The organism is Onishia taeanensis, from assembly GCF_900100755.1.
GTDB classification, from domain to species: domain Bacteria; phylum Pseudomonadota; class Gammaproteobacteria; order Pseudomonadales; family Halomonadaceae; genus Onishia; species Onishia taeanensis.
The window spans coordinates 282,712-305,697 of the sequence record NZ_FNCI01000004.1 but is presented as its reverse complement, the minus strand read 5'-3'; the positions used below and the strand labels follow the sequence as shown (position 1 = coordinate 305,697).

Annotated in this window: 27 protein-coding genes and 2 pseudogenes; 22 read left to right on the top strand and 7 right to left on the bottom strand. The window is 58.2% G+C overall.

The genetic code is table 11. The annotated features are described in order from the left end of the window. The first annotated feature begins 52 nt into the window (after positions 1–52). The 20 genes and pseudogenes from BLR71_RS08330 to BLR71_RS08240 all read left to right on the top strand — a co-directional run bounded on the left by BLR71_RS08330 (position 53) and on the right by BLR71_RS08240 (position 16,664). The gene (locus BLR71_RS08330; RefSeq protein ID WP_092524983.1) at positions 53–640 is read left to right on the top strand and encodes a TetR/AcrR family transcriptional regulator; all 588 of its coding nucleotides are present in this window, start codon (positions 53–55) and stop codon (positions 638–640) included. 352 nt (positions 641–992) lie between these two features. Further along, positions 993–2,651, top strand: coding sequence for an AMP-binding protein (locus BLR71_RS08325; RefSeq protein ID WP_092524981.1), 1,659 nt, complete (start codon positions 993–995; stop codon positions 2,649–2,651). Positions 2,652–2,672: 21 nt separating this feature from the next. Continuing rightward, the gene (locus BLR71_RS08320; RefSeq protein WP_092524978.1) at positions 2,673–3,431 is read left to right on the top strand and encodes an SDR family NAD(P)-dependent oxidoreductase; all 759 of its coding nucleotides are present in this window, start codon (positions 2,673–2,675) and stop codon (positions 3,429–3,431) included. Positions 3,432–3,658: 227 nt separating this feature from the next. Then, on the top strand, positions 3,659–5,464 hold the full coding sequence (locus tag BLR71_RS08315) for an acyl-CoA dehydrogenase C-terminal domain-containing protein (protein ID WP_092524976.1): 1,806 nt from the start codon (positions 3,659–3,661) through the stop codon (positions 5,462–5,464). A 202-nt stretch (positions 5,465–5,666) separates the two neighbouring features. Continuing rightward, on the top strand, positions 5,667–6,284 hold the full coding sequence (locus BLR71_RS08310) for a cell wall hydrolase (RefSeq protein WP_092524974.1): 618 nt from the start codon (positions 5,667–5,669) through the stop codon (positions 6,282–6,284). A 419-nt stretch (positions 6,285–6,703) separates the two neighbouring features. Beyond that, positions 6,704–7,771, top strand: coding sequence for an HTH domain-containing protein (locus BLR71_RS08305; protein WP_092524972.1), 1,068 nt, complete (start codon positions 6,704–6,706; stop codon positions 7,769–7,771). 51 nt (positions 7,772–7,822) lie between these two features. Further along, positions 7,823–8,314 (top strand): 2-thiouracil desulfurase family protein, encoded by a 492-nt coding sequence (locus BLR71_RS08300; RefSeq protein WP_092524970.1) that lies wholly within the window; start codon positions 7,823–7,825, stop codon positions 8,312–8,314. Positions 8,315–8,770: 456 nt separating this feature from the next. After that, complete coding sequence (locus BLR71_RS08295) at positions 8,771–9,712, top strand: MvdC/MvdD family ATP grasp protein (RefSeq protein WP_092524968.1); 942 nt, start codon at positions 8,771–8,773, stop codon at positions 9,710–9,712. Further along, positions 9,709–10,428 (top strand): hypothetical protein, encoded by a 720-nt coding sequence (locus BLR71_RS17400; protein WP_139172570.1) that lies wholly within the window; start codon positions 9,709–9,711, stop codon positions 10,426–10,428. The genes BLR71_RS08295 and BLR71_RS17400 overlap by 4 nt, the downstream gene beginning before the upstream one ends. A 13-nt stretch (positions 10,429–10,441) precedes the next feature. Next, positions 10,442–10,951 (top strand): GNAT family N-acetyltransferase, encoded by a 510-nt coding sequence (locus tag BLR71_RS08290; RefSeq protein WP_092524966.1) that lies wholly within the window; start codon positions 10,442–10,444, stop codon positions 10,949–10,951. A gap of 72 nt (positions 10,952–11,023) precedes the next feature. Then, entirely contained in the window at positions 11,024–11,422 is a 399-nt protein-coding gene (locus BLR71_RS08285) for a GFA family protein (RefSeq protein WP_092524964.1), read from the top strand. 216 nt (positions 11,423–11,638) lie between these two features. Then, positions 11,639–12,139, top strand: a complete 501-nt coding sequence (locus BLR71_RS17395) for a hypothetical protein (protein ID WP_139172568.1) — start codon at positions 11,639–11,641, stop codon at positions 12,137–12,139. A 62-nt stretch (positions 12,140–12,201) separates the two neighbouring features. Beyond that, a pseudogene (locus BLR71_RS17890) lies at positions 12,202–12,759 on the top strand (DinB family protein). 61 nt (positions 12,760–12,820) lie between these two features. Next, positions 12,821–13,363 (top strand): hypothetical protein, encoded by a 543-nt coding sequence (locus BLR71_RS08270; protein WP_092524958.1) that lies wholly within the window; start codon positions 12,821–12,823, stop codon positions 13,361–13,363. Positions 13,364–13,453: 90 nt separating this feature from the next. Then, the gene (locus BLR71_RS08265) at positions 13,454–13,849 is read left to right on the top strand and encodes a GFA family protein (protein WP_092524956.1); all 396 of its coding nucleotides are present in this window, start codon (positions 13,454–13,456) and stop codon (positions 13,847–13,849) included. A gap of 85 nt (positions 13,850–13,934) precedes the next feature. Next, on the top strand, positions 13,935–14,477 hold the full coding sequence (locus tag BLR71_RS08260) for a GNAT family N-acetyltransferase (RefSeq protein ID WP_092524954.1): 543 nt from the start codon (positions 13,935–13,937) through the stop codon (positions 14,475–14,477). A gap of 99 nt (positions 14,478–14,576) precedes the next feature. Further along, positions 14,577–15,005 carry an anthrone oxygenase family protein gene (locus BLR71_RS08255; protein WP_092524952.1) on the top strand — a complete coding sequence of 143 codons (429 nt, stop codon included), beginning with the start codon at positions 14,577–14,579 and terminating at the stop codon, positions 15,003–15,005. Positions 15,006–15,137: 132 nt separating this feature from the next. Then, entirely contained in the window at positions 15,138–15,605 is a 468-nt protein-coding gene (locus tag BLR71_RS08250) for a hypothetical protein (RefSeq protein ID WP_092524951.1), read from the top strand. Positions 15,606–15,826: 221 nt separating this feature from the next. After that, positions 15,827–16,144, top strand: coding sequence for an antibiotic biosynthesis monooxygenase family protein (locus BLR71_RS08245; RefSeq protein WP_092524949.1), 318 nt, complete (start codon positions 15,827–15,829; stop codon positions 16,142–16,144). 124 nt (positions 16,145–16,268) lie between these two features. Continuing rightward, positions 16,269–16,664 carry a VOC family protein gene (locus BLR71_RS08240; RefSeq protein WP_092524947.1) on the top strand — a complete coding sequence of 132 codons (396 nt, stop codon included), beginning with the start codon at positions 16,269–16,271 and terminating at the stop codon, positions 16,662–16,664. Positions 16,665–16,729: 65 nt separating this feature from the next. On the opposite strand, the pseudogene BLR71_RS18070 reads toward BLR71_RS08240, so the two are convergent. Continuing rightward, positions 16,730–16,804: pseudogene (locus tag BLR71_RS18070) on the bottom strand (Txe/YoeB family addiction module toxin); the annotation flags it as partial. Between the two features lie 75 nt (positions 16,805–16,879). Here BLR71_RS18070 and BLR71_RS08230 point away from each other — a divergent pair. After that, complete coding sequence (locus BLR71_RS08230) at positions 16,880–17,242, top strand: GFA family protein (protein ID WP_092524946.1); 363 nt, start codon at positions 16,880–16,882, stop codon at positions 17,240–17,242. 60 nt (positions 17,243–17,302) lie between these two features. Here BLR71_RS08230 and BLR71_RS08225 read toward each other — a convergent pair whose 3' ends face one another. Then, positions 17,303–18,016, bottom strand: a complete 714-nt coding sequence (locus tag BLR71_RS08225) for a tellurite resistance TerB family protein (protein ID WP_092524944.1) — start codon at positions 18,014–18,016, stop codon at positions 17,303–17,305. Between the two features lie 91 nt (positions 18,017–18,107). Then, positions 18,108–18,707: a cob(I)yrinic acid a,c-diamide adenosyltransferase gene (cobO, locus tag BLR71_RS08220; protein ID WP_092524942.1), complete on the bottom strand. Its 600-nt coding sequence runs from the start codon at positions 18,705–18,707 to the stop codon at positions 18,108–18,110. A gap of 180 nt (positions 18,708–18,887) precedes the next feature. Here cobO and BLR71_RS08215 point away from each other — a divergent pair, with 180 nt between their 5' ends. After that, positions 18,888–20,144: an NAD(P)/FAD-dependent oxidoreductase gene (locus BLR71_RS08215; RefSeq protein ID WP_092524940.1), complete on the top strand. Its 1,257-nt coding sequence runs from the start codon at positions 18,888–18,890 to the stop codon at positions 20,142–20,144. Positions 20,145–20,199: 55 nt separating this feature from the next. Here BLR71_RS08215 and BLR71_RS08210 read toward each other — a convergent pair whose 3' ends face one another. The 4 genes from BLR71_RS08210 to BLR71_RS08195 form a co-directional block, all read right to left on the bottom strand. Then, positions 20,200–20,502 (bottom strand): winged helix-turn-helix domain-containing protein, encoded by a 303-nt coding sequence (locus BLR71_RS08210; protein WP_092524938.1) that lies wholly within the window; start codon positions 20,500–20,502, stop codon positions 20,200–20,202. Positions 20,503–20,618: 116 nt separating this feature from the next. Further along, on the bottom strand, positions 20,619–21,089 hold the full coding sequence (locus BLR71_RS08205) for a ferritin family protein (protein ID WP_245696378.1): 471 nt from the start codon (positions 21,087–21,089) through the stop codon (positions 20,619–20,621). Positions 21,090–21,213: 124 nt separating this feature from the next. After that, positions 21,214–21,600 carry a cytochrome c family protein gene (locus BLR71_RS08200; RefSeq protein WP_092524936.1) on the bottom strand — a complete coding sequence of 129 codons (387 nt, stop codon included), beginning with the start codon at positions 21,598–21,600 and terminating at the stop codon, positions 21,214–21,216. A 9-nt stretch (positions 21,601–21,609) separates the two neighbouring features. Beyond that, a complete protein-coding gene (locus BLR71_RS08195; RefSeq protein ID WP_092524934.1) occupies positions 21,610–22,935 on the bottom strand; it encodes a sulfite oxidase in 1,326 nt (441 codons plus the stop codon). Between the last annotated feature and the right edge of the window lie 51 nt (positions 22,936–22,986).

Sequence of the window (22,986 nt, the reverse complement as noted above, 5' to 3'; positions counted from 1 at the left end):
TGGGGGCTATGGTTTTCTCAAGGCTAACCAAGCAAGCGCTAGTGTAAATGCGATGAATGTAGTGAATGACTCGCCGCGGCGCCGGGAACTGATTCGCGTCGCTGCCCAACTGTTCGTTCAGGAAGGCTTCGATCGCACCACCGTGCGCATGCTGGCTCAGGAAATGGGCATTAAATCGGGCAGCCTCTTCCATCACTTCCGCGACAAGCAGGAAATCCTCTGTGCGGTCATCGAAGAGGGCACCCATAACGCCCTGGTCATCGCCCGCGAGGCCCTTGAACAGTGCGACGGCGGGGCCGAGGCCAGACTGCATGCCATGGCGCGTGCGCACCTCGAGACCCTGCTCACCGACCGTAATGCCCATGTGGTGGCCCTCTACGAATGGCGTCGGCTGGACGAACCTTCCCGTGACCACCTCGGTCACTTGCGCGATGCCTACGAACAGCTCTGGCAGGACGTGATCGGCGATGCTCTGGAGGCCGGCCTGATCCGCGGTGACAAGTTTCTGGTCTCGCGCTTCGTGCTCGGCGCCCTGAACTGGACGGTGCGCTGGTATGACCCTGCCGGTGCCTATTCGCCGGATGCCCTGGCAAGCGAGCTGATCGGCATGCTTGGCGCACCGACGGCGGCGACCGCCTAACCGCCGCCGGCGGCTTATCCTCTATCGCGGTCGGCGGCGCTTGCCGTCGGCGCGGTGACTCCCTTCCCGGTACCCCAGCGCTGCATACCGATTAGCCTAGCCGCGCTGGCTTGCCTCCCGGCACTTTTTCCTGGCTTATCGCGCCGATTTGTCATGACGCTTGCCCCTGTCATCGCCGTTCACCTTGGCTGCAAGGGCATGCCACGGCGTTGTGGCGTGCGCGACTAAAGATGTTGTAGCAAGCGCTTGCTAGGTCTGTCCATGCTGCTAAGTTACTAGTTGACGTTAACGTTAACTAGATGATGTGGTAGCCAAGGTCGCCACAGGCCCAAGCCCCAGGAGAAGGCTCAATATGACAACACCGCGCCAGCCCTATCAGTCGCCCACTGATCACTTCTCTTTCGATGACATGGTGGCCCGTCTCGATGACCATCGTGACGGCCATCTCAATGCCTACGAGGCCTGTTGTGGGCGCCAGCTTCGTGCTGGGCGCGGCGAGGTGACGGCTCTGGTACACGAATCCTGCGATGGGCAGGTGACGCGCTTGAGCTATGCCGAGCTGGATGCCCAGAGCGCTCGGTTGGCCGGCTGGTTTCAAGAACGAGGGCTTGGCGTCGGCGATCGCATCGCCAGCATGCTGCCGCGCACGCCGGCGCTGTTGATCACGGTGCTGGCCACCTGGCGCATCGGCGCCGTCTATCAGCCGCTGTTCACGGCCTTCGGGCCGGATGCCGTCGACTATCGCCTGTCGCGGGCCGACACCCGGTTGGTGATCACCGATCACGCCAATCGCGCCAAGTTCGATGGCCTGACCCAGTGTCCGGCGGTGATGTGCATGGAAGGCGCCGATGCCGCGCATCCAGAGGATCTCGACTGGCATATGGCTATCGACCATGCGCCGATGACTGCAACGCCGCCACGCCTGAGTCGCGATGCTCCCTTCTTGCAGATGTTCACGTCGGGAACCGTCGGCAAGCCCAAGGGCGTCGCGGTGCCGCTGGCAGCGCTGCCGGCCTTCGCCAGCTACATGGAACTGGCCGTCGGGCTGAGCGCGGATGACCGTTTCTGGAACATGGCCGACCCGGGCTGGGCCTATGGCCTGTATTACGCCATCACCGGCCCGCTGCTGCAGGGTGGTACCACGCATTTCTGCGAGGCCGGCTTCACGGCCGAGGGCGCGCTTGCCTTCATGCAGCGCCATGGCATTACCAACTTCGCCGCCGCGCCGACCGCTTATCGGCTGATGAAGGCCTCGGGGCTCTTCGATGATGCCCACCGTGATCTGTCGTTGCGGGCAGCCAGTTCCGCCGGCGAGCCGCTGAACACCGAAGTGGTGAACTGGGTCGAGGGGGCCCTGGGCTGTGCGGTGATGGACCACTACGGCCAGACCGAGACCGGGATGACCTGCTGCAACCATCACGGCCTCGAACACCCCAAGCATGTCGGCGCCATGGGAGTGCCGATGCCCGGTTATCGCCTGGTGATACTCGATGCCGAAAATCATGAGCAGCCGGCGGGGGAGCCCGGTGTGCTGGCCGTGGATATCGCCAATTCGCCAGCTCATTTCTTCCCAGGCTACACCTGGCAGGAAAAGCGACCCTTCGCCGATGGCTACTACCTGACCGGCGACGTGGTGGTAAAGGCCGAGGACGGCACCTTCCAGTTTGCCGGCCGCGACGATGACATCATCAGCACCGCTGGCTACCGGGTCGGCCCCACCGATGTCGAGAATACCGTGATGACGCACCCGGCGGTGGCCGAGAGTGCCGCCGTCGGCCAGCCCGACGAGATTCGCGGCGAAATCATCACCTCCTACGTCGTGCTGCGCGAAGGCTTCGAGGCCAGCGACGAACTGGCCGAGGAGATTCGCCAACGGGTGCGCGAGCGCCTGTCGACTCACGCCTTTCCGCGGGTCATCACCTTCATCGACGAGCTGCCGAAGACGCCCAGTGGCAAGATCCAGCGCTTCAAGCTGCGTGCCCAGGCTGTCGACGACGCCCGCACGTCTTAGTGCCTAAACTGGAGAGAGACCATGCAAGTCACTGCGAAAACCTTCTTGATCACCGGCGCCGCCTCTGGGCTTGGCGCTGCCACTGCCGAGCGGCTGGTCGCCGGCGGTGCTCGAGTGGTGCTCTGTGACCTCAACGACGCAGTAGACGAACTGGCCGAACGGCTAGGCGAGGCTGCCACGGCCTGTCGTGGCGATGTGACCCAGGAAGCGGATATTCAGGCCGCCGTCGATCTCGCCGTTAACGCGGAAGGCCTGCACGGGGTGGTGCACTGTGCTGGCGTGGTCAGCGTCGCCAAACTGCTCGATCGTGAGGGCAATCCTGCAGACCTCGCCGGTTACACGCGTACCGTCGAGATCAACCTGATCGGTACCTTCAACGTCATGCGGCTGGCCGCCGCCGCCATGGCCGCCAACGCCCCGGGGGATGATGGCGAGCGGGGGGTGATCATCACCACCGCATCGGTGGCGGCCTTCGATGGCCAGGTGGGCCAGGCCGCCTACAGCGCCTCCAAGGCCGGTGTGGCGGGGATGACCCTGCCGGTGGCTCGCGAGCTGTCGCGCCACGGCATCCGGGTGATGAGCATTGCCCCCGGGGTGTTCGAGACCCCGATGATGAGCGGCATCCCCGAGGATGCGGTGGCGTCGCTGTCTGCCGCCGTGCCTTTCCCCAAGCGCCTGGGCAAGCCTGCCGAGTTTGCGAGCCTGGCCGAGCAGATCATCACCAACGTGATGCTGAACGGCGAGGTGATCCGCCTCGACGGAGGCATTCGGATGCAATGATCCGGCGACGCCGGGAGCTGGAGGCCATAAGCTCGAAGCTTGAAGAAACACACCCTCGTAGCCGTGCTACGGGGGTGTTTGCCATGGGTAGGAAAGCTGATGCTGCTTTCCGGCTTGCTATTTTTCAAACGACCGCTTGACTACGGGCGGGCAGCTGGATAATTTCAAACACATGTTTTAATCCGTCGGCAGCGGCCGAGTGGATGATGCTTTCAGGAGTGTGCGAGATGCCCGACTACCAGGCCCCCCTGCGCGACTTGCGCTTCGTGATGGACGAGCTGCTGGACTTCCCCGGCCACTATTCACGGCTGCCGGGCGGCGATGACGCCACGCCGGATGTCGTCGGTGCCATTCTTGAAGAAGGCGCACGCTTCTCCCGCGAGGTGCTGCTGCCGCTCAACCAGAGCGGCGACCGCGAGGGCTGCCTGCTGGAAGGCGGCGAGGTCAAGGCGCCGCGAGGCTTCAAGGAAGCCTACCGCCAGTACGTCGAGGGGGGCTGGCCGGGCCTTGCCGCTGAGCCGGAATTCGGCGGCCAGGGCCTGCCGCACTCGCTGGGCATGGCGCTTTCCGAGATGACCTGCGCCACCAACCTGGCCTGGGGCATGTATCCGGGGCTTTCCCATGGCGCCGCCGATGCCTTGCGTCATCATGGCTCTGAGGAGCAGAAGGCCATCTACCTGACCAAGCTGGTCGAGGGTGTCTGGACCGGCACCATGTGCCTGACCGAGCCCCACTGCGGTACCGACCTGGGCCTGATCAAGACTCGTGCGGTACCGGCCGAGGATGGCGGTTATGACATCAGCGGTACCAAGATATTCATCTCGGCGGGCGAGCATGACCTGGCCGACAACATCGTGCATCTGGTGCTCGCCAAGCTGCCTGACGCTCCGGAAGGCTCCAAGGGCATCTCGCTGTTCGTGGTGCCGAAGTACTTGCCAGATGAAAACGGCAATCCTGGCGCGCGCAACGGCGTCTCCTGCGGGTCGCTGGAACACAAGATGGGTATCCACGGCAACGCCACCTGCGTGATGAACTTCGACGGCGCTCGAGGCTATCTGGTAGGCAAGCCCCATAAGGGGCTCTCCTGCATGTTCACGATGATGAACGTGGCCCGCATCGGCGTCGGCATCCAGGGCCTGGGGCTGATGGAAGCGAGCTTCCAGAACTCGCTGGCCTATGCTCGTGACCGCCTGCAGATGCGGGCACTGTCTGGCGCCCAGGCACCGGAAAAAGCCGCTGACCCGATCATCGTGCACCCGGACGTGCGGCGTATGCTGCTGACCCAGAAGGCCTTTGCCGAAGGTGGCCGGATGCTGGTGATGTATACCGCGCAGCTGGTCGACACGGTCGAGCAGGGCCAGGACCCGGCACAGCGCGAGCGGGCCGAGACCTTGCTTGGCCTTTTGACGCCGATCGTCAAGGCGTTCCTGACCGAGGTCGGCTTCGAGGCTACCAACGAGGGCGTGCAGGTATTCGGCGGCCACGGCTTCATCCAGGAGTGGGGCATGGAGCAGCTGGTACGTGATGCGCGTATCACCCGGCTCTACGAGGGCACTACCGGTATTCAGGCCCTCGATCTGTTGGGTCGCAAGGTACTGATGAGCCAGGGCGAGACCCTCAAGGTCTTCACCAAGGAAATTCACCAGTTCTGTAAGGCAGAAGCCGATAACCCGGCCCTTCAGGAATTCGTGGCCCCTCTTGCCAAGCTCAATGCCGAATGGGGCGAGCTGACCATGGGCGTGGGCATGAAGGCGATGAACGATCGTGAAGAGGTCGGGGCCGCCAGCGTCGATTACCTGATGTACTCGGGCTACGTGACGCTTGCTTACCTGTTCGCCCGCGCCGCCAAACAGGCTCAGCAGGCGCTTGGCGGAGATGAGGATGCCTTCTACCGGGCCAAGCTCGATACCGCGCGCTTCTTCTATCAGCGCCTGCTGCCGCGCACCCGGGCCCATGCCGAAATGATCAAGGCCGGTGGTGCTTCGCTGATGGCGATCTCCGCCGAGGACTTCGGTCTCGGTTTCGAAATCTAAGCTGCACGGCAACGGTCTCTCGGTCAGGCGCTCTGACCTTCCTCCACGGCGAACTTCGGTTCGCCGTTTTTTTATGGGCGAGACCTGCTGAGTCGGCTGGCCGTTTGCGCGGATTGTCCGCATCGATGTCGCTGCTGGAGTATTATCGGCAAGAAACCCTGTCGGCATGGCATCGCGATGCTGCATTTGAGGAGGTGCAACCATGTACCAGTCGCTTGTGGCGTTCTGCTTGGCAGTGCTGATGCTCGCAGATCCCGTGATGGCCGCGGATAGCGCGTCGCTGACCCGCGAGGAAAAGTCCGCGCTCGCTCAGGAGAAGGCGGAACTGATCGAGCAGAGCATCGTCGAGGGAGGCAGTGACTCGCGACCCGAGCCGGACGTGGCCATCACTCGCCCCGGCATCCTGGCGGTGGACCCCTTGGGCGCGGCACCACTGGATGATGCGATCACCTGCCTTTCGCGTGCTGTCTATTGGGAAGCCAAGGGCGAAGGCACCGATGATATGGCCGCTGTCGCCAATGTGGTGATGAACCGGCTCGCCGCTCCAGGCTTTCCGGACTCCATCTGTGGCGTGGTCAAGCAGGGCGGCGAGCAGGGCTATTGCCAGTTTTCCTGGTGGTGCGATGGTCGCGGGGATGATGTCAATGAGCCGCAGCGCTATGCGATCGTCAAGGAGGTCGCCCGCAAGGCTCTTAATGGGCAGCTTCCAGATGGCACTGACGGAGCGCTGTTTTTCCATCAGCGCACCATCTCTCCCTATTGGGCGGCGGAATTCACCGAAACAGCCAGAGTCGGCGATTTCATCTTCTATAAGCCCTGACGTTTCGTGCTTGGTTCGACAAGCCCCAGTTCTATAAGCCCCAGTTCTATAGGCCCTAGCTCGACAAGCGCCGATTCGGCAAGTTATGGGGCAGCCTGAGACCTGGTGCCGGGTCCACCGCCAGGCAAGCTTTGTTGATTTTTTTTTACGGGCATCCGTTCGTTTTTTGACACTTACTGCTAGTCTGTAAGCGTTCGCGCGCCCGGCAGGCTACTATTTTTGTGGTGAGCGCATTAAGAGCGCCATGTCTGAGGCTTTCAGCATGACTCAAGAGCCGATATCTGTGTTGATATTGCTGGCCGTAGCGCGCTGACGAGTTGCACTGCCAGACAGTCCTTGCTTAGGCCTTTAGCCCCCCAATTCTGAGTAACCCGCCCTGAACATGGCGCCAGTGCCAGCAACCCGAGGAGATCAACTACATGTCCCGTAAGACTCGCTTGCAGGATATTGTCCTAGTGATGCGCCGCCACGAGGGTCCGGTGAGCGGCACGACCCTGGCCGAGACGCTGGGTATTTCGCTGCGCACTCTGTATCAGGATATCGCCGTGCTGAAAGCGGTCGGTGCCGACATCGAGCATCTACCCGGCACCGGCTACACGCTAGCGCCCGGTGTGCTGCTTCCAGCGCTGATGCTGACCGACGAGCAACTCGATGCACTGTCGCTGGGGCTGGTCAAGGTCCAGGATGCGGAAGGCCCCTTGGCCGCCCCGGCCGCACAACTGCGTGACAAGGTGGCCGACGCCTTGCCGGACGAGCAGGCACAGCGCCTGACCGGCCTCAAGAGCGACCAGGGCAGCGCCGGTCTGGCTGCGGCCAACCCGGTCTCCGAGGGGCCCTGGGGCAGTGATCGCGGGGAAGAGACAGCGACAGGCGAGTTGGTCTTCTATACCCATCCCCTGTCGCGGGGAAGCATCGTCCACTGGATGCTCGAGGAGCTCGGCGTCGCCTATCGCACGGTCGTGCTGGATTACGGCACCTCGATGAAGGCGCCGGACTATCTGGCCATCAACCCGATGGGTAAGGTGCCAGCGATTCGCCACGGTGACGTAGTGGTCACCGAGACCGCCGCCATTTGTGCCTATTTGGCCGATGCTTTCCCCCAAGCCGGGCTAGCGCCGCCATTAGCGTTGCGGGGCGACTACTATCGCTGGCTGTTCTTCGCTGCCGGACCGCTGGAAACCGCCGTCTCGCTCAATGGCTTGCTGGGCGTCTATCCGGACGAGCGTCAGCAGATGAAGCTTGGCTGCGGCAGCCTGCAGGCGGTGGCCGATACCCTGGCAGGCGCTGTTGCGGGCAAGCGCTATATCGCCGGCGACGCCTTCAGTGCCGCGGATATCTATGTGGGGGCGCACCTGAGCTGGGGCCTGCAGTTTGGCTCTATTCCCTGGCGGCCCGAGTTCGAGGCTTACTGTGCTGGTCTTAACGAGCGCCCAGCGCGCCAGCGCTCCGAGGCTTTTCTCCAGCAGGCCATGGCTCAGGGGGCCTGAGCCGGTAAAGGATATTCCCATGCACTAGTAGGGCATGGCAGGCTAGCGCTTATGGAAAAACTACTGATCAGCGCCTGCCTGCTTGGCCAGCCGGTGCGCTACGACGGCGGCGCCAAGACGCTGCATGACCCCACCCTGGAGCGCTGGCGCCGGGAAGGGCGCCTGGTGGCCGCCTGCCCCGAAGTACAGGCCGGCCTGAGTACTCCCCGCGCTCCCGCCGAGATCCAGGGCGGCGGAGGCGCTGGCGTATGGGACGGTACCGCCCGGGTGATCGCCCGGGACGGCGAAGATGTCAGCCAAGCCTTCCTAAGCGGCGCCGAGCAGGCCCTGGCGCTGTGTCAGCGGCATTATATCCGCGTGGCTATTCTCACCGAAGCCAGCCCCTCCTGCGGTAGCCGCACCCTCTACGACGGCAGCTTTACCGGCCAGCGCGTGCCCGGCCAAGGCGTCACCGCCGCATTGCTCGAACGCCACGGCGTGCGAGTGTTTAGCCAGTTCGAACTCGATCAAGCGGAGCGAGCGCTACAAGAAAGCCTGGCGTAATCATCGGCGGCGTTGTGCCTTTATAAGCAAAAGGCTATGGTCGTACCTAAGATGGCGGCTTACGAACTAAATCGGTCCTGCCGGCAAAGGCAGTAGGCGCGTTTATTGGTGCTATATAGCCACGAAAATGGAAATGCATTGAGAAATCAATGGGTTATTTTGGAAGTATAAGAATATTGAACGCGCGTGCTCGTTCAAGTCAATAGACGAGCGGGCTGTCTAATACCTGTTATCAAAGTAAGGGAGAAGTCTATCAATGAATAGTCATATATTGCTTAAGCATGCGAAGAGAAAGCCATATTCGAAACATCCAGAGATGCCTGAAGATGCTGTATTTAACGATCAGAAAGGCTACTGGTTGTCTGGATCTTCCCCTCTAGTATCGCCTGGGTCGAAATATGGCGCATTAGTATCCAAGAAATGCGATCAGGAAACGGGCGAGGACCAGAAAGGGGAATGAACGTTGATTGTCTAGTAATTTCTAGTATCTATGACTTCTCAGCGGATCTCGTCGTTCAGGAACTGGAGAGGCGAAAAGCGAAATACGTCCGCTTGAACCGAGAAAAATTTGAGAATCACCGTTTAACTATGGATGTCCATGAATCGTCCCTCGAAGTTAAAATGAACGGAGCCAACTATCGTATAACAACAGATCTTAAGGCTGTGTATTATCGACAGCCGGTTTTCTTAAGGAATACACCCGGGGAGTTATTAAGTATCGATGAACAATTGTCCCGGAGCCAGTGGATGGGGTTTCTAAGAAGTCTCGCTATTTTCGACGAAGCTAGATGGATGAATCCGTTGAACGCTACGTATTTAGCAGAAACAAAAGCATATCAATTGACAGTAGCCAGGAAAATCGGGTTCAAAATACCAAAGACATTGATAGGGAATGACTATACTAGGCTCCGAGAGATAGAAAATAGGGTGATTATCAAGTCGTTGGACACCGTATTGCTTCGGGACAATAATGATAGCCTATTTACCTACTCGACTGTAGAAAGCTCGACAGAGCTTACTGATGAAAATATTTCTGGAGTCCCCCTGACCGTACAGGAATACGTGTCACCAAAAATTGACCTTAGGGTGACGGTGATTGGAGGGAAAGTGACCGCAGTGAAAATTACTTCGGCTGGACGTGGGATAGACGAAGACTGGCGAGTTGTTGATCGTAAATCTATTGAATATACGGAAGTTGAACTTCCCCATGATATAGAGAGGAAGTGTTTGAGGTTGCTAGAAGTTCTCGGCCTTAGCTTTGGGGCAATCGACTTAATAGAGAGTGATGGAAAATATTATTTTATTGAAATCAACCCGACAGGCGAGTGGGGCTGGCTTGTTAGTGATGAGCGTAGGTTCGATGTAGACATTGCCACATGGTTGGTGGGTGACAAATGAAACAGTACGCGTGTAGGGCCTTTGAGGAAGCTCTTCCTTTATTTGCGTTCTTGAGAAACAAAAGAAAAATAATGATAGATGTGAGTGATGAAGCGCTGGTTGCGGAGAAATCCGCACCGTATGCAGCGCTTGACGAAGGGTGCTTAAAGGACCGTATAGAAGAAGAGCATGAGCGCGCAACGAAAATTGATGAAAAAACGTCAAAATTCACTTTAGGGCTAAGTGTAAGCTTGACCGTTTTGGCAGCGGCCAGCGGTGCTTTTGCGAAGTTTGTACCCGCAAACCCATATGCAGGGCTCGTATCAATAGCATGTGGATTCGCATCGATATATATGCTGCTTGCTGGAGTTACGGCGTTAGGTGCTCTAAAAACGTTGGCCGTTTACGGATATGGAACTCAACATGCGCTCAGACAGAAAAATGGTGGCGTATCCTACTTGAGTCAAGCTCTATATGCACAAGAGAGGATGAATGTCGTTCGGCATCTTAGAAATGAAGCCGCATATCAGTCACTTCGGAACGGTTTCCTTGTACTGCTCGTAGCGTTGATCGGTTCTTTGGTTGGATTAATTATCCAGGAAACTGATTCAAATATAATCAGTAATAATGCAGCGCTAGAGAAAGCAGACAACAGTAAAGCTGCAATTAGCGGTGTGTCAGCTGATATAGACGATAACAAGTCAATGCAGCCCACCGCTGACGCGTCGGCTGATTGAAGCGTTAGCCATCATGGAAATACGTATAGCCACTTTCGAAGATTGCCGAGCCCTCGCTGAGTTGCACGTTCATGTATGGCAGCACGCTTACCGGGGCGTTCTTCCGAAGCATTACCTGGCGGCCTTATCGGTGTCAGAGCGTGAGGCTATGTGGCGTCGGATGGTCGAGTTGGAGCCGGGGCAATTGCTGGTGGCTTGTGCGGCTGGCGAGGTTGTTGGTTTTGTCGCCTTCGGGGCATCGCGTGACGAGGAAGCGCCCATCGACCGAGCAGAGATCTTTGCCATCTATGTCAACGTTGCATGTTGGTCTATGGGTGCCGGTCGTCTTCTGTGGCAACAGGCGCGTCAACGCATTATGGAGGAAGGATATAAATCGGTCAGCCTGTGGGTTCTTGCTAATAATGAAAGAGCGTTGCGATTCTACGAGCGCGCAGGATTTGCAGTAGACCCCCAGTCTCGCAAGCCGTTTGAACTTGGCGACGCTATAGTCGAGGAGCTTCGCTATGTTCGTCGTGTTGGCTAACAATTCGCGTCACGCGGACGCACTAAAGGGCGCACTGGTGCGTTCTGGCGGTACTACAAAGGGGGAGAGTCAATGACCTTATCAGGCAGCTGCCTTTGCGGGGGCGTTGAATATGAAGTGCATGGCGGTCTTAGTGACATCTACAACTGCCATTGCTCTATGTGCCGCAAGCTCCATGCAGCCGCTTTCCGGACTTGTGCAAAGGTAAGGGCGGATGAGTGGCGGACCGTCAAAGGCCAAGAACTGCTCAAAACTTACGAGTCATCACCAGGAGAGTTCAAGGTTTTTTGTTCGAACTGCGGGTCAAGCATTTATACGAAGTTCAATGCAAATCCGAAGGTCTACGCGTTTCCATTGGGCACCCTCGATACCGATCCAGGCGTGCGTGCAAACCGCCATGTTTTCGTAGGCAGCAAGGCACCGTGGTTCGAGATTACTGACGACTTACCTCAGTTCACTGAGAATGACTGAGTAAATGATAACAAGCAGCGTAAGACGGGCGTGGACTTCCCCCACTTCAGTGGACTCGAGTCGCTAATTTGGAGAGGGAAGAATCGATGCCGGAAATGGTCAGTGGGAAGAAAATCCAGCGGTATAGTACTGGGTTCGAAGTCAAACTGGTAGAGTGGAATCGCCAGGTCCACCGGAGCGTTAAAGGCGTCGCCGAGAAAATTTTATGAGTACACCATGAAGCTAATTGTCTTTGCATTTTTAGCACTCTTATCCGGATGCGCTGCAGTTGATGTTTCGGAAACTGATGTGGCAAGAGATCTTGTTGGCAATTGCTATGAATTTAGGGAACCTGCAGAGGTGATTAGGGTAAAAGGCTCAGATAAAGAGCAGGTTATGAAGTTTACGCAGTCTTACTTGTTTGTTAGTGCAGTGAGCGAAGATCGCAACCGAGGGGGTTATGGTGGTGGAGAGTTGATAAGAATATTGGCGCCTGGAACACGGCTAAAAATCAGAAGAGTGATTGACTATCCATATGGATCGGCTGGCCGTTGCTGGGTAGTTAAGGCTGATTTATTGAATATTGATACAAATGGCGATCTTGTTGAAATGCCGTCATGCTGGGTGTGGGATAATCCCATATGGGTTGCGCCTGAATCGCCGCATACACTGGAAAGAGTTTCGACAAAAAAGCTGCGTATTGATACGCCAGTTTTAAGGGCTAGTTCATGTTCATAATAAGTCCATAAAGGATTTTTCTGAATTTACAGTGATGGCTCTCCACTGGATGACTCAGTCGGGTGCTTCTCAATTTCGGTGTTAAATTAAAGAAGGGTGATGTTGTGAAAGATTTGGAGGTTCTTACCCGCTACAAGGCCTGGGCAGACGGCCAGTTCCTCTCAGCCTTGTATTCGCTTCCCGAGGCGGAGCTTACCGCACCGCGTCCCATCGTCTTTGGTAGCCTGATCCGCACGCTTAATCATGCCTACCAAATGGACTATGTCTGGAAATGCCACCTGCTAGGAAAATCCCATGGTTTAACTACCCGCAACCCTGAGGACTGTCCGGATTAGGATGAGTTGTTCGCAAAACAGCGTAGCATAAATGTGTGGTATGTTGACTACGCGAAAACGACAGCAGAGGACGAGTTTGAGGATGTCATAGAGTTTGAGTTCATTGGTGGCGGTGCCGGGAAAATGAGTCGTCGAGATATACTCATGCATGTCGTAAATCACGCTACCTACCACCGTGGTCATGCGGCCGGTATCCTTTATCAGCTCGAGGTTTCGCCACCAACTACTGACTTTCCGGTTTTTCTACGGGAAACGTCGGGTGGTGTTCACATGGCGACCTTATAGAGGCGCCCGGTTCTAGGTTCATGATGAGATGATTTTTGGTGCTTCATATGAGGATTGATGTTTGACTTTCTGTTCACAGTCTTTCTTCCTAGCTTTCAAAAAAAGCCTAGACCAGACAAGAAACCTCCTCATTGAGGGCAAAGCTTATAATGCTATTGATACCGAACGTGTGTTCCGCGCTGTGGATCTCGCCTGTAAAGCTCAATCTGGCTATTTTCCGCTGAGAGGTAAGGCATTTTGGAATGGCAAGGCAGGGCGAGAATTCCTGTGCGACTATACCTTCCACAATGAACACGGTCGGGTACTGCTTGCACTTGAGAGTGAGTGGGGCACTATGGCCTCGCCTAAGCAGACGGTCGAAAAAGTCCTTTACGATTTCAGGAAGGTGGTGAACATGGCGGCACCGATAAAAATCATGGTCTTCGCCTATACTGACACCTCTAATGAGCGTGTTTGCCTAGAGACTATGAGAAGGCTCATTCTGCATTGGCCTTCTGAAGCCATTGGCACGCTGTTGGCAATATCCTGTCCTTGGCACGACGAGATGTATAGTGAGAGCGTAAGGGGTTATTCTTGGGACAAGGGTGGCCGGGCAAGCATCTAACCACATGCATCAGTCGGGCCCGGGTTCCCCAGATCAGAAACCGTGCATGTTGGCCGGCGCTAGGTGCGCTAATTCAACCGAGGAAAAGCCATGAAAGGGCAATGCTTGTGTGGAAGTATAGAGGTCGAGGCTTCGGATCAAACTGACCTTTCGGTCTGCCACTGCACTACATGCCGTCGATGGGCTGGCGGTCCTATGTTCGCTGTGCACTGCGGTGCAGATGTTCGCTTTAGTGGTGGTACACCATCAAGGTACCAGTCGTCTGATTGGGCTGAGCGTGGCTTCTGTTCCCATTGCGGTACGCACCTTTTCTACTGTTTGTTACCTACTGGCGAGTACGTGCTTCCTGTAGGTCTGTTTCAAGAACAAGATTTCTCATTCGCTAGCCAAATATTTATTGAAGAGAAACCCGGTTACTATGATTTTAGTAATCAAGTAAAGACGTTAACGGGGCAGCAGGTTTTTGAGCAATTTGCGCCAAAATAGTCGGCAATGCCGAACAAAGCCATCACAGCCGTCGCGCGTATATCGCGCGGTTGATGGCTGGTGGTAGAAAGGAATCAGTTGACCCATGATGAGAACGGAAAGATTAATACTTCGGCAGTGGAATGACGAAGACCTCTCCCCCTTTGCGGAAATGTGCAGAGATAAAGAGGTGATGGAATTCTTCCCAAAGAGACTGACGAAGGAAGAAAGCTACAGCATGGGGCGGAACATCAAGTCCCTCATTGCTGAACGTGGCTGGGGGTTCTGGGCCGTTGAAGTTCCCGGTGAAAGTCACTTTATTGGCTTTGTCGGGCTGCACACTCCCAATGACAGCATGCCGTTCTCGCCTTGTGTGGAAATCGGCTGGCGTCTTGCTAAAGCTTATTGGGGGAGGGGTTACGCGACAGAGGCTGCCAATGAGGCATTGCGGTATGCTTTTACTCAATTGGGGCTAGAAGAGGTGGTCTCTTTTACGACAGTAAACAACCTTCGCTCTCAAGCCGTCATGGAAAAAATCGGCATGTCCTATGCCAGCAATTTTGAACATCCGGACCTGGAGCCTTCAGACCCACTTTGTGAACATGTCCTGTACAAGATAAGCAAAGAACACTGGGAGAAACATAGCTGATCCACAGGTCGATTACAGCGGCATCTACTACACTGTGGCTTCATCTCCACTCATCGCCGAGTATGCTGACCACCGCTGGGCATCAACCAGGTACCGAACATGCTGTTTGGAATTGTCGCCGTCATGTGTGCTGGCTTTTTTGCAGGCGCCGCAACCTACATAAGCCTCGTCCAGCAACCGGCGGCCCGAACGCTTGGTACTGCGGGTGCGGTTAAATTCTTTGGCCCCATGTACGCCAAGGCGGCACCATTTCAGGCCTCGCTAGCACTCATCGGCTCGGTATCTGCCTTAGTTTCGTGTTGGCTCGGGAATGGATGGCTTTGGCTAACCGGAGCCATTTTCTTATTAGCGGTGGTCCCTTTCACGCTTCTGGTTATCAAGCCGACGAACGACAGGCTGGAAGACTCCGGCTTGGATGCTGCCTCCGAAGAAGCGGAAACCTTGCTTGATAAGTGGTCTCTTCTCCATGCATTTCGCATTGGTGCCAGCATTGTCTCGTTTGTGATTTTTATCATTGCGCTCACCTAAACATAAGGAGTGCACTGTACAGAAAACCCTCGCAGTCGACGGCCCATAGCGCTTTCCTGCTTCAGAGGGACTTCCATCAGTTCCAGCCCAGGTGTCAACGGAACTCAGACATTATGTGTAACAGGAGGCGGCGTGCATCATCTAGCGGCTCAGTGGATTGTGGGGTTACTAAGGGATAGGAATATTCCCTTTCTGATCTGTGGCGGGCTCGCTGCGAGGGGCTATGGCTCTGAGCGTGATCTGCATGATATTGACCTCTTCGTTCCCGGTGAACACTTCTTATCAGTGGTTCAGGCCGGACAGGCGTTTGTATCCAAAGCTGCCGCTCACCGCCAGGAGGAGGGCTGGGATCTAACCTACATCCAATTCAAGTACGAGGGCGTCAAGGTGGAAGTGGGTAGCGCTGACGGTCCGCAAATTTTCGATGCGAGCCACCAGGGTTGGGTTCCCCTTGGCATAGATTTTTCCCGGTATGTGACTGTTAACTTGCTGGGGCTTGAGCTTCCCCTTATGCCGAAGGAGGACTTGATTCAGTATAAATCTGTGCTCTCACGCCCAGTGGATATCGAGGATATACATGCCATCCGTACAAGCGAATAATCAGACAGGCATCAGGTTTTCTTCGCCCAATTCATTGGATACGCATCGATAGCGTCGCAAGAAGAAAACGATGCTGAACATGATCCCGGTGGAGAAAACTCAGCAAGCCAGCACTGAGTTAACGACGGCCGATGGGGCCAGGTACTGGGCGACTCTCAACTGAGGCCTGAGGCTCGTACTTGGGTTGCTATGGTTGACGTTAAATATTTGAAGGAGTTCTGATGTCCCTCATCGCTAAAACGCCGAAGCCGCCTTACTACGCAGTGATTTTTACATCTCACCTAACGGAAGTGCACGAGGGATATGGCCAAATGGCGGAGAGGATGGTTGAGCTGGCATCAGAGCAGCCCGGTTTTTTGGGAGTGGAATCTGCAAGAGAGGATGTCGGAATCACTGTTTCATACTGGTCTGACCTTGAGTCGATCAAGCAGTGGAAAGCCAATGCAGAGCACCAAGAGGCTCAAAGACTTGGCCATGAGAAGTGGTATTCATCATTCAGAACCCGTATCTCGAAGGTTGAGCGTGACTACGGTATTTAACAGGCACAATCACTTACGGAATTTCTACCCTGTGTTCCATATGGCTCGGTGCTAAGGGCGCTAACTGACACAGCATTTGGATGCTCTCGTGTCCATGCCATCGTACCAAAAACAAGGAGCTTTCATGCAGGCGAACATTGCTCGCTACGGGTTAATTCTCAATACGGAAAGGTTTGATCAGTGCGTGGCATTCTATAGAGACCTCTTCGGTCTGCGTCAGCTTTTCGAGAAAGATGAGGACGGTTTCAGGCTCGTCTGCCTCGAGTACGGCGATGGCTACTTGATGATTGAGCCGGGTGGTAAAGCAAAAGACAGCACCAAGTCTTTGGAAGAGGGGAGCGTTAAGCTGCGTTTCAACGTCGAGAACCTGGAGGATGCCTTAGCAGACATCAGGGCATGGGGCATTCAAGCGGCCATCACAGAGAATGCTTGGGGCAGGACGATCAATATCAATGATCCAGATGGCAATCGAGTAGGTGTCAGGGATGAAGCCGGCTTTATTGGCCAGATCAATGCTTAACAATGTGGTCAATAGGGTGGCAATTATTCTGGGCTTCTTTGGTGCTCACTCCCACTGGCACTGAATCAATAGCGAAGCTTGCAGATAGGCAAGGCATCATCGGTAGCCATGTACGCCATTCGGTGTTCCTCGTTGATGCGACGAGAACGATGCTGGCTGGGTGCTGCCGGTCGCTGTCACACTGGCAACATCATTGTTGGCCAATGGAGCCCATCATGAGCAATGGACCTTTCTACCAGGGCGACTGTGGCTGCGGGGCGGTAACGCTAATGGCCACCGGGGCACCGCTGGGTGCGGCAGACTGCGATTGTCCGGATTGCTGCGGCGAGGATGGTAGCGCCACCAGGCTGTTGTTCTGGCCAGAGGTATCGGTGCAGTTCGCCGGCGGCTTCGATGAGCTGGAGCATCATCGCGCCAGGCACGGTGGCGAGAAACTGCGCTGCCGGCGCTGCCAAGAGTGGGTGCTTACTATCCATGAGGAGGCCGGCATCATGGCGCTGCCGGCCGAGGTGTTGCCCGAGATGACCGAACCCGTGGTCGATGATGCGGCCTTACTGGACCGGCTCGGCCATCGTTAGCGGTAACTCTCTAGCCTTTGGGGCTATGTCATAAGCGCCTGCCAGTAAGCGTCGGGTCGTTCAGCCCTGTGCGGCACCCAGGGCCTGACGCTCCAGCTCGGCGCGCATCTCGGCGTCCAGCTCCAAGGCGGCGGCAAGCTGGTCGAGCCAGGCGCGCTCCATGGGGTTCTGGTCGTCGATGATCGCCACGCTGGCAAGATAGATCTCCCGGGCAGCCTGGGGCGAGTCGGCCTGCTGGGCCAGTGCTTCGGCATCCAGCGGGGCCTGAAACTGCTGTTCGACCCAGGCTTGTAGCTCAGCGTCGGCGCCCAGGGCTTCTATCTGTTCACCCAGCTGTTGGCGCTCGCTGTCGTCGATGTGGCCGTCGGCCCGGGCCGCCATGATCATTGCCTGCAGGATCTCCAGGCTGCGCTGCTCCTGGGCCTGGCCGTCCAGGTCGTCGATGGGCGCGCCTTCCTGTGCAGAGTCACCGCTGGTCTGGCGATTCTGCCACGCCTTCCAGGCCAGCACGCCGACGCCAGCAATGGCGCCGTACTTGAGGGCCTTGCCGCCCATCTTGCGGCCACGTTTGGAGCCGATCAGCGCGCCCATGGCGCCACCGCCGAGCAGGCTCTTGACGTCGAAGCCACCGCTGGAGGCGCCTTCCTTGCCGCTATTGCCACCGAACTGAGAGGAAAGGCCTTTGACCAGTTGCTGGGCATCGAAGCCGCCGCTGGAATTGCTTTTGCCGCTGGCCTGCTTCATCAGTTGATCGAGGATTCCCTTGGCATTCATTGGTCGTCTCCATTTGCGCATGGGGCCAGCTCGGCCTGTGAGGCGAGGGCGTCATCATGTGTGAGCCGTAGGCGGCGAGAAAGTTCGTCGCCTAGAAATCGATGCCGCGGCGTGCCTTGAGCCCCGCGTTGAAGGCGTGGCGAGTTTCCTGCATTTCGGTCACCGTATCTGCCATGGCGACCACCTCGCGGTTGGCGTTGCGGCCGGTAATGATCACCGTCTGCTCTGCTGGGCGATTCTCGAGTGCGGCGATCACTTCGGCGACGTCCAGGTAGCCGTACTTCATCATGTAGGTGATCTCATCGAGCACCACCAGATAGATCTCTGGGTCCTCGAGCATGCGTTTGGCTTCTTGCCAGACTTCCTGGCAGGCCTTTGTATCGCTCTCCCGGTTCTGGGTGTCCCAGGTAAAACCGGTGGCCATGATCGCGACTTCCAGGTTGGCGTCGTCGTTGAGCCGCTCCCGTTCGCCGCATTCCCATAGCCCCTTGATGAACTGGATCACGCCGACCTTGTAGCCGTAGCCCAGTGCTCGGGTCACGGTGCCCCAGGCGGCGGTGGTCTTGCCCTTGCCGTTACCGGTGAAGACCATCAGCAGGCCGCGTTCCTCGGTGGCGTTGGCCACCTTGTCGTCGACGTGGGCCTTGAGTTTCTGCATCGACTGCTGGTGGCGCGTATCGCGATCGGTCATGGGAGCTCCAGCGGGAAAGTGGATGCACTCAAGCTTACGCGAGCCGTGCCATGGCGTCAGCCGTCCAACTGGAGCCGAGGCGCTCATGCCCATCTGGATCGGCATGGCATGCACCAGCGTATACTCTAGAATGGAGGTCCGGTAGGTGCCGGTTTTCTTCTCTCAAGGTCAGGAGTGCCCATGTCCAAGGAACATGATGTCAGCGATACCATCGTCCTGGGGGCCGGCATGGTCGGTGTGTCGATTGCTTATCACTTGGCCAAGCGGGGGCGCTCGGTCGTGCTGGTCGACCGCCGGGAGCCGGGCCATGAGACCTCGTTTGGCAATGCCGGCATCATTCAGCGCGAAGCGGTGGCGCCCTATGCCTTTCCAAGGGATGCCAAGACGCTGATGCAGGTCGTGCCCAACCGGCGAGTAGACATACGTTACCGGCCCAGCGGCATGCTGGAATCGGCCAGCGCGTTGTTTCGCTATTGGCAGAACTCGGCGCCCGGTCCCTATGCGCGTATTCAGCCGGAATACGCCTCATTGATTGCGCTGTCGACTCAGGAACATGCGCCGATGATCGAGGCGGCCGGGGCGGATGCTCTGGTCAGCCGCAACGGTTGGCTGGAGCTCTATCGCACGCCTGAGGCTTTCGAGGCGCGTCTGGCCAAGGTCGCTCCGCTGGCCAAGCAGCATGGCCTTACCTATGACCGGCTCGATCGTGCAGCGCTTGCCGAGCAGGAACCCGATCTAGCGAGCGAGATCGTCGGCGCGATTCTGTGGCGGGATAGTTGGACCGTCGCCGATCCCGGTGGGCTGGTGGCGGCCTATGCCGACGCCTTCAAGGCGTTGGGCGGCAAGGTGGTCAAGGCAAGCGTCGAGTCGGTTGAACAGGGCGCTGACGACTGGCGAGTGGCAACCGATGCTGGCCCTCTGCAAGCCGCAGAACTGGTGATGGCCATGGGCCCCTGGTCCGGCGACTGGTTGGGCCGCTTGGGGTATCGGCTGCCGCTGTTCGTCAAGCGCGGCTACCACATGCATTACGCCATGCAGGAAGGGCATGCGCTCAACCACTGGGTCATGGATGCCGAGGTCGGCTACCTGCTGGCACCGATGCGCGCCGGTGTCCGCCTGACCACGGGGGCGGAACTGGCGAACCGAGATGCGGCGCCGGACCTGGATCAGTTGGATGCGGCCGAGTCGGTGGCTCGCAAGCTGGTGCCGCTGGGAGCGAGATGCGATGACACGCCCTGGAAGGGCGCTCGCCCCTGTACGCCGGACATGAAGCCGGTGATCGGCCCGGCGCCGGCACACAAGGGGCTGTGGTTTGCCTTCGGCCATGGCCACCAGGGCTTCACGCTGGGGCCGGCGACCGGGCGCCTGCTCGGCGAGCTGATGGACGGCGAGACGCCGGCCATTGATATGGCACCTTTTCGCGCGGATCGTTTCTAGAGAGTGTGCGAATAGAGTGCGCGAGTCGGCTGGCGAGCGCGGCTTGCTGTGACCCTTATGGATAGCCCAGCGCTGCCTTGATGGCGCCCTGGTGGCGAGCGATCCACTCGGGGTTGATGGCGCCCCAGTCATGAATCACGTAACGGCCGATGTTGTGGCGCTCGCCCGGCTCGGGCTCGAACCGGCAGTCGATGTCCAGCTCGGCTAGGGCGTTAAGCGTGTCCTGGGCGGTACGCCTTGGCATGCCGGTGGCCTCGGTCAGGGCAGGCACGCTGGCGATGCCCTGATCGATCAGGTAAGCCACATAAAGGCGGCGATAGAAGCTGGTCTTGGTCTTGCTGATTTGGCTGGAAGACATCGGCGTTCCTGGCAGCGAATGGCTTACTTATCCTACGTGAGGCAGGTGTTGCGTAAAGCCTGACGATGCCTGCCGGTACTGGCCGCCTTTGGCATTCCTGTTCTGTTGGCAACGCTTCAATAATCTTCGAGACGCTGAATATCCCGAGCCAGCCGGCGTACTTCGCCGTCGTGTCCGGCGGCGAGGGCGGTGAAAAACTCGCGCTCCTCCTCGATGCTGGCCCGGTCGGCCCGGTGCTGGTAGAGATGCTGAAGCGTCTTGTGGGTAGAAAGGGCCGTGTCCAGCACGTCCTGCACGTTGCTGCAGTCCATGCAGTCAGGAAGCTGATCGAGAATCGGCAGGTGGGGAAAGTCGGCCGGGTCGTCGAACCAGGTATCCAGCACGGCGCGGTGGTTGCTGCCGTCGGTGAAGTATCCCTCGAGATTTGCCTGCAGGGTGCGTTCATGACTGGCCAGGTACTCGAGTGCTATGCGTACCCGTTCATTGACATTGCCGCTGGCGCATTGGGTGTAGTGCTCAGCCAAGCGTTGATGATAACTAGCCGCCCAGTGCACCAGCTCTCTTACCTGATGAAAGCGCATCGTCATGCCCTCTGTCGTCATCCTCAGCCACTCTTATGTTCCTTTCACATATGTTCTCGGTGCCTTCCGCTCAGGCTAACCGAATTAGCGTGATGCGGGTTGATTCAGGTCAGGGTCTGGTGTGGAAGAGCTAGGACGCCCCGGGCTGGGTATCGCCTTGCTTGTATGGATTGGGCGGCAGCAGCGACGGTGCCAGGGGCGGACGTCGCGCGCCTTCCTTGGGGCCGTAGTGGGCGGTGAGGTAGTCGAGGATGGTGGTTTCCATCTCCGGGGTGAAGGCCCATAGGCCTTGAGTGTCCTGCATCCAGCGGATCAAGCCCTGCCAGTGGTTGCGCGAGCCACTGTTCTGGGTCACCAGCTTCGCCGAATGGCAGACGGTGCAATTAGCGCTGACCACCTGCCAACCCTCGGCGATGACCAGGCCGGTCGCCGGGTCGGTATCCTGGGCGAGCGCGGGCGGGCAGAGCAGCAGCGTTGCCGATAGCAGCCCACCGATGGCGGTTGGATGTTTGTGCATGGCAACCTCCTAGACCACCTGCACCGCGATGCGATGGCAGGCGTTGTTGAGATAGCCCTTGGGGTTCCAGCCGGGAACTACCATCGGCTGGGCGCGGCCCTCGTCGTCCACCGCCATCGCCCATATTTCGTAATAGCCGGGTTCGGGGAAGTCGAGGCGGGTAGTAAAGCGCTGCCAGGCTAACCGGTTGGGCGCGTCACGGAGTTCGGCTGGCTGCCAGGTGGCGCCGAAGTCGTGAGAGACATGCACTTCGCGCACTGCCAGATCGCCGGCCCAGGCATGGCCGCGTACTTCGAGCGATTCGCCCAGCGGGTGGGTTATGCCCGAGCGAGGAAAGGTGATCAGCGATTTGACCGGCATCGAGTGGATGGTCTCGAAGTCGGAAAGCGGCACCTCGGTGCCCGGGGCGACCGGGTAGCGGGGCACGCTGTAGGAGGGCGCGGCCATCTTGGCGCCGTCGTGTTTCTGATTGCGCACCAGGATCCGCGTCAGCCACTTGCCGGAGACCGAGCCCGGCCAGCCGCCGCAGACCAGGCGCAATGGATAGCCATTAAGGTAGGGAATGTCCTCGCCGTTCATGGCCCAGGCGATCAGCGACTCTTTTTCCATGGCCTTGTAGATAGGCACGCCACGCGAGATCGGCTCCTTGCCGGGGGCGCCGCTCGGGTGGGTGTCGGCGCCGTAGTAGCCGATATAGACGGCGTCATCGGCGATACCGCAGGCCTCGAGCACGTCACTTAGCCTGGCGCCAGTGAAGCTTGGGCAGGCCACGGCCCCGGTGGTCCACTGGTTGCCGCTGGCCGAGGGCACGAACTCGCTGCGCCCGTTGCCGCCGCATTCGACCTGTAGCTGATAGGTGTGCTGAGTGAAGCGTTCCTTGAGCTCGGCCAGGGTGAAGGTGGTGGGCGTCAGGCAGGACTCACCCTCGATGCTCAGGGTCCAGTTCGCGACGTCGATGCCCTGAGCCTCGGGGGGAATGCCATTGTTGCGCACGAACATGTACTTGGCCGGGGTGATGTCGTCATCCAGCAGGTGCGGCGGCGTTTCGGCGTTGATGGGCCGGTCGTTGAGGACCGTCAGGCCTTCCTTGCCGACGAGAGTGAAGGGCTCGTCGCTCTGGGCCAGGGCCGCGGGAATCAGGCCGCCCGGCATCTTGTCGGCGAAGGGAATCGAGGCGCCCAGGGCGGCGGCCATGGCCAGCAGGCTCGAGCGCTGAAGGAAGCCGCGGCGGGTCAGAGGGTCGACCTCTCGCCCCCAGAGGCGGCGATCGGCCGCCGTCGGGTCTTCGGCGTAGAGCTCATGCAGGCCACGGGTCGGTGGTGTCTTTTTGGTCATGGCGCTGACTCCTCGCTCTCCCGGTTCGGTTGACTCACCCCGTACCTTCCA

What these genes read in the sequence shown, in the direction of transcription:
- BLR71_RS08330 (WP_092524983.1), top strand. Translation starts at nt 53, where the DNA reads ATGAATGTAGTGAATGACTCGCCGCGGCGCCGGGAACTGATTCGCGTC.
- BLR71_RS08325 (WP_092524981.1), top strand. Translation starts at nt 993, where the DNA reads ATGACAACACCGCGCCAGCCCTATCAGTCGCCCACTGATCACTTCTCT.
- BLR71_RS08320 (WP_092524978.1), top strand. Translation starts at nt 2,673, where the DNA reads ATGCAAGTCACTGCGAAAACCTTCTTGATCACCGGCGCCGCCTCTGGG.
- BLR71_RS08315 (WP_092524976.1), top strand. Translation starts at nt 3,659, where the DNA reads ATGCCCGACTACCAGGCCCCCCTGCGCGACTTGCGCTTCGTGATGGAC.
- BLR71_RS08310 (WP_092524974.1), top strand. Translation starts at nt 5,667, where the DNA reads ATGTACCAGTCGCTTGTGGCGTTCTGCTTGGCAGTGCTGATGCTCGCA.
- BLR71_RS08305 (WP_092524972.1), top strand. Translation starts at nt 6,704, where the DNA reads ATGTCCCGTAAGACTCGCTTGCAGGATATTGTCCTAGTGATGCGCCGC.
- BLR71_RS08300 (WP_092524970.1), top strand. Translation starts at nt 7,823, where the DNA reads ATGGAAAAACTACTGATCAGCGCCTGCCTGCTTGGCCAGCCGGTGCGC.
- BLR71_RS08295 (WP_092524968.1), top strand. Translation starts at nt 8,771, where the DNA reads ATGAACGTTGATTGTCTAGTAATTTCTAGTATCTATGACTTCTCAGCG.
- BLR71_RS17400 (WP_139172570.1), top strand. Translation starts at nt 9,709, where the DNA reads ATGAAACAGTACGCGTGTAGGGCCTTTGAGGAAGCTCTTCCTTTATTT.
- BLR71_RS08290 (WP_092524966.1), top strand. Translation starts at nt 10,442, where the DNA reads ATGGAAATACGTATAGCCACTTTCGAAGATTGCCGAGCCCTCGCTGAG.
- BLR71_RS08285 (WP_092524964.1), top strand. Translation starts at nt 11,024, where the DNA reads ATGACCTTATCAGGCAGCTGCCTTTGCGGGGGCGTTGAATATGAAGTG.
- BLR71_RS17395 (WP_139172568.1), top strand. Translation starts at nt 11,639, where the DNA reads ATGAAGCTAATTGTCTTTGCATTTTTAGCACTCTTATCCGGATGCGCT.
- BLR71_RS08265 (WP_092524956.1), top strand. Translation starts at nt 13,454, where the DNA reads ATGAAAGGGCAATGCTTGTGTGGAAGTATAGAGGTCGAGGCTTCGGAT.
- BLR71_RS08260 (WP_092524954.1), top strand. Translation starts at nt 13,935, where the DNA reads ATGATGAGAACGGAAAGATTAATACTTCGGCAGTGGAATGACGAAGAC.
- BLR71_RS08255 (WP_092524952.1), top strand. Translation starts at nt 14,577, where the DNA reads ATGCTGTTTGGAATTGTCGCCGTCATGTGTGCTGGCTTTTTTGCAGGC.
- BLR71_RS08245 (WP_092524949.1), top strand. Translation starts at nt 15,827, where the DNA reads ATGTCCCTCATCGCTAAAACGCCGAAGCCGCCTTACTACGCAGTGATT.
- BLR71_RS08240 (WP_092524947.1), top strand. Translation starts at nt 16,269, where the DNA reads ATGCAGGCGAACATTGCTCGCTACGGGTTAATTCTCAATACGGAAAGG.
- BLR71_RS08230 (WP_092524946.1), top strand. Translation starts at nt 16,880, where the DNA reads ATGAGCAATGGACCTTTCTACCAGGGCGACTGTGGCTGCGGGGCGGTA.
- BLR71_RS08225 (WP_092524944.1), bottom strand. Translation starts at nt 18,016, where the DNA reads ATGAATGCCAAGGGAATCCTCGATCAACTGATGAAGCAGGCCAGCGGC.
- cobO (WP_092524942.1), bottom strand. Translation starts at nt 18,707, where the DNA reads ATGACCGATCGCGATACGCGCCACCAGCAGTCGATGCAGAAACTCAAG.
- BLR71_RS08215 (WP_092524940.1), top strand. Translation starts at nt 18,888, where the DNA reads ATGTCCAAGGAACATGATGTCAGCGATACCATCGTCCTGGGGGCCGGC.
- BLR71_RS08210 (WP_092524938.1), bottom strand. Translation starts at nt 20,502, where the DNA reads ATGTCTTCCAGCCAAATCAGCAAGACCAAGACCAGCTTCTATCGCCGC.
- BLR71_RS08205 (WP_245696378.1), bottom strand. Translation starts at nt 21,089, where the DNA reads ATGACGATGCGCTTTCATCAGGTAAGAGAGCTGGTGCACTGGGCGGCT.
- BLR71_RS08200 (WP_092524936.1), bottom strand. Translation starts at nt 21,600, where the DNA reads ATGCACAAACATCCAACCGCCATCGGTGGGCTGCTATCGGCAACGCTG.
- BLR71_RS08195 (WP_092524934.1), bottom strand. Translation starts at nt 22,935, where the DNA reads ATGACCAAAAAGACACCACCGACCCGTGGCCTGCATGAGCTCTACGCC.